The 3,195-nt window shown below is 72.4% G+C and carries 3 protein-coding genes; 2 read left to right on the top strand and 1 reads right to left on the bottom strand.

From position 1 onward, the window contains the following. The coding region (locus AB0C29_RS40465) for a sigma factor (protein WP_360832247.1) at nucleotides 1-265 on the bottom strand (265 nt) is incomplete at its 3' end. A 156-nt stretch (nucleotides 266-421) separates the two neighbouring features. Here AB0C29_RS40465 and AB0C29_RS40460 point away from each other — a divergent pair. After that, nucleotides 422-2,131: a copper resistance protein CopC gene (locus tag AB0C29_RS40460; protein WP_360832245.1), complete on the top strand. Its 1,710-nt coding sequence runs from the start codon at nucleotides 422-424 to the stop codon at nucleotides 2,129-2,131. A gap of 144 nt (nucleotides 2,132-2,275) precedes the next feature. After that, nucleotides 2,276-3,195 (top strand): hypothetical protein (locus tag AB0C29_RS40455; RefSeq protein WP_360832242.1); only part of this gene is annotated, 920 nt, incomplete at its 3' end.

Here is a 3,195-nt window from a genome sequence, read left to right as displayed (position 1 = left end):
CGGCCCGCAGGTGGTCGGCGCAGGTGCGCCGGGCGATGCCGAGCAGCCAGGTGCGGACCATGGCCCGGCCCACGAAGCCGGGCAGCGCCTTGAAGGCGCGCAGATAGGTCTCCTGGGTGAGATCGTCGGCGGCGCCGGGATCCACCAGCGCGGCGGTGAACCGCCACACCTCCGCCTGGGTGCCGCGCACAAGCGCGGCCTGCGCGTCCGCGTCGCCGCTCCGGGCGGCGAGGGCGAGGGCGGTGAGGGGGTCGGCCGCTGTCACAACCGGAGATGGTACGCCGGAGGAAAATGTCAGAGGTGCCGGGAACTATCGACCCCGTGCCGACGACAACCTCCTGTCCTCACGTTTCCGCCCGCCGCGGGCCTGTGCCGCGACCTTGGTGCGGGGGCCGCCGAGCCATCGGGGAGCATTGCCCGCATGACCGTTGATCGACCCGGCGCCATCGAACGACTCCGGCGACCCCCGGCAGGGCTCGTGTTGGCGCGTTTCCGGCGAACGCTCGCCGCGGCGGCCGGGCTGCTGATCGGGTTGTTCTGTGTGCTCCTCGGGCCCACGGCGCCGGCCAGCGCGCACGCCGCGCTGGTGGGCAGCGACCCGGCGAACGGCACGATCGTGCCCGACGCGCCCAACAAGATCACGCTCAGCTTCAGCGAGTCCGTCCAGCTGGTCTCCGGCAAGATCCAGGTGCTGTCCCCGGACGGCAGCCGCGCCGACCAGGGCGAACCGCAGGCCGCGGGGGGGACGGTCACCGTCCCGCTGCGCGCGGGCGGCGGCCGGGGCACCTACCTGGTGAGCTACCGGGTCGTCTCGGCGGACAGCCACCCCGTCGCGGGCAGCCTGACCTTCTCGGTCGGCGCCGCCTCCACCCCGCCGACGGAGTCCGCGGCCGCCGAGTCGGTCGACCCGGTGGTGCGGGCCCTGATCCCGGTCGGCAAATACCTGGGGTACGCCGGCCTGGTGCTGCTCGTCGGCCCGGTGCTGGTGCTGGCCCTGCTGTGGCCGCACCGGCTGTCCCGGCAGGGCGCGTCCCGGCTGGTCTGGACCGGTGTCGGCCTGGTCCTGGGCAGCACGGTGCTGGCCCTGTGGCTGCAAGCGCCGTACACGACCGGCAGCGGGCTGTTCGGCGTCTCCGGTGACGACCTGCAGGACGTGCTGGGCAGCACGTTCGGCGCGGTCATGCTGGTCCGGCTCGGAGTGATCGTGGCGGCCGGCTTCCTGCTGCGCCCGCTGCTGCGCGGCGAGGGCGGCGAGTCGAAGGCCGACCTGGCCCTGCTCGGCGTCCTGGGCGTGGCTGCGCTGGCCACCTGGCCGCTGACCGGGCACCCGACGGCGTCCCCGGTGGCCGGGGTGTCCGTGGTCGTCGACGCGATCCATCTGGCCGCGATGTCGGTCTGGCTGGGCGGGCTGGTCATGCTGGTCGGCTTCCTGCTGCGCCGGGCCAACGAGCGTGAGCTGGGCGCGATCCTGCCGATCTGGTCCCGCTGGGCGGCGACCGCGGTGGCCGCGCTGATCATCGCGGGCTCGGTGCAGGCACTGATCGAGGTCGCCTCGTTCAAGGGGCTCTTCGGCAGCACGTACGGGCGGCTGATCCTGGTCAAGATCGGGCTGGCCGCGGTGGTGATCGGCATGGCGGCGGTCTCGCGCCGGCTGGTCCGCAGCCGGACCGCCGAGACCGGGCCGGGGCTGCTGCGCAAGATCGTGATCGCCGAGCTCGCGGTCACCGCTGTGGTGCTGGGAGTCACCGCGGCGCTGGTGCAGATCCCGCCGCCGCGGACGGCCAGCGCGGCGGAGAGCGCCTCCACGTCGACGACCATCTCGCAGACGATCACCGACAAATCGGTGTCGTTGCAGGTGGACGTGTTCCCGGCGACCGTGGGCAACAATTCACTGCACCTGTACGCGTACACGCCGGACAACAAGCCGCTGCCGGTGGTCGAGTGGACCGCCACGGCGGCGCTGCCGGCCAAGGGGATCGAGCCGATCGAGGTGCCGTTGCTGCGGATCACCGACTTCCACGCGATCGGGGACATCGCGCTGCCGGCCGCGGGGGACTGGACGCTGAAGTTCACCGTACGCACGAGCGACATCGACCAGTCCACCCTGACGATGACCGCCAAGATCTCCTGACACCCGCTCTTCCCGATGGCCCGGTCCGCACCCGCGGACCGGGCCATTGTCATACGTCTCGGGGCCTAAGTAACTGTTTATCCAATTTGGTGTTATTTCGGTCTGTATGGTCTGCGCAGTACCACCGAGAAGGGGGAGATCGAGATGCGGGTGTTCCGCACGATCCTCGGCATGCTGTTGCTGACAGCCGGACTACCGACGCTACTGGTGGGGTCCGCATTCTGGGCCGCCATGCAGCACCGCGACCCGGGCGGCGCCTTCACCGGCGACCTGCAGCGCGTGGCCACATCCGGGTACGCCCTGGTCGTCGACGACTTCGACGGGCTGCTCCGCAAGGACGCCCCGTTCGTCCGGCTCGGCGACACCCGCCTGCGCCTGACGGCCGAGTCCAGCGGCGCACCGGCGTTCCTGGGCATCGCCCCGGCCGCGGCGGTCGACCGCTACCTGGCCGACGTCCCGCACATCGCGGTCTCCTCGATCGACCTGGGCACCGGCGCGCTGCCGGTGACCGGCAAACTGCGCCCGGGCACCATCGCCCCGGAACAGCTGCCGGGCCGGCAGACCTTCTGGCTGACGGCGGGCACGGGCACCCTCGACTGGAACCCCAGCGAGCTGCGCGACACCCGCTACAGCCTGGTGGTGATGAACCCGGCGGCCCAGCCCGGCGTACGCCTGGAGAGCTCGGCCAGCATCCTGCCCGGCTGGCTGAACCAGGCCACCTGGGCCCTGCTGATCCTGGGCAGCCTCCTGGTGATGATCGGCATGATCGTCCTGGGCTGGCCGTCCCGCCGCCGCGAAGTCGTCTACGTGGTGGAACCGAGCCAGGTCCCGGACCTGATGCAGGCGATCGGCGCACCCCTGCCCCTGAGCCGTACGGGTGGTGGCCGGCACGCGGGCACCCACCGCCCCCGCACCCTGGCAGATTCGCAGCCGCGATCCCGCCCCCCGATGACCTGGCCGCCTTCGTCGTCCTCGCGGCCGTCCTCCGGCCGCGGCGCGGCGATCCCGATGCCGGCCGCCGCGACGATGACCTCGCCGGGTCCCGCCCTGGTGGGCGCGTCGTC

This window comes from Actinoplanes sp. NPDC048791, from assembly GCF_040650095.1.
GTDB lineage: Bacteria > Actinomycetota > Actinomycetes > Mycobacteriales > Micromonosporaceae > Actinoplanes.
This window is presented reverse-complemented; position numbering and strand designations above follow the sequence as displayed.

Excerpts from the sequence above, each read along its gene's own strand:
- AB0C29_RS40460 (WP_360832245.1), top strand. The coding sequence starts at position 422 with ATGACCGTTGATCGACCCGGCGCCATCGAACGACTCCGGCGACCCCCG.